This is a genomic window from Thalassotalea marina, from assembly GCF_014656435.1.
In the GTDB taxonomy this organism is placed as follows: domain Bacteria; phylum Pseudomonadota; class Gammaproteobacteria; order Enterobacterales; family Alteromonadaceae; genus Thalassotalea_C; species Thalassotalea_C marina.
In genome coordinates, this window is sequence record NZ_BNCK01000028.1 from 1 (window position 1) to 898 (window position 898).

The 898-nt window shown below is 40.2% G+C and carries 1 protein-coding gene; it reads right to left on the bottom strand.

Features of this window, described 5'->3' with window-relative positions; genetic code table 11:
- Positions 1 to 484 precede the first annotated feature (484 nt).
- On the bottom strand, positions 485 to 709 hold the full coding sequence (locus IE199_RS21835) for a hypothetical protein (RefSeq protein ID WP_229854918.1): 225 nt from the start codon (positions 707 to 709) through the stop codon (positions 485 to 487).
- Between the last annotated feature and the right edge of the window lie 189 nt (positions 710 to 898).

Genomic DNA, 898 nt, shown 5'->3' on the forward strand with positions numbered 1-898 from the left:
ATTGTTTTACGGCCTTTATGACAGAGCGAAGTAATAGATTTTGCTGATTGATTAACCATTAGCTGCCTAGCGGCAGCTAAAAAAACACTATTGCCTATTGACGGGGATAAGGTTCATATGTGTTATGCGTTGACACACCGCTTTTAAAGCGCTTGCGCCTGCACCAATAAGCCAAACTTAAAATTAAAAAACACTCACCAAACCCAAGATTGCAAAGAAGCGTTCAACTGGTGAATGATGATTCTGGTCACAGCTTAAATTGAAAACGGAAAGCCAAGACCAACTTAAAACTTAATTACGCCACTGTACCTAAAAGCCAATTTGAAGAAAAGACTTGAAGTAAAAACCGCTTTAAAGACAGCGATTTAAAGTGACGCATAACGCCCTGTTAATAGGCGGATTACGCTTGGCTAAACTTAGCGAAGAATGAGCGCCAGCCAAGCAGTAAGGCGTCCATTTTAAACAGCTTGTTAGGTTACGAACCTCAATCTACGTTGTGATACTGTGCAGCTTGTACATAACAGTTAACACATACAACTGACATTTGATTAAATTCTCTGAATTTTTCTGTCATGCCGTCCTCTTCCTCAAAAACAGCCTCACATTGATAACACCAAGCTTGAAGATCATTTGGAACGCTTGAATTTTCAATGAAACCGAGAGGCTCTCCCTCAGGTTTAACAAGATGACCACATAGTACGGCAGCCACTCGCTTTCCATGCTTACCGCAATCAATATACATCGGTTCTATATCTGTACTCATTAGTAACCTAACGCCGCAAATAAACGGCTAAAAATAGTTGGCTAAAATTTGTGAGGCACGAACAAAGCCAACTGTTTTTTGTCCGCACTTTTTGATTTGCCTTGTTAGGTGAATTTTACACCACACTTATTGCAC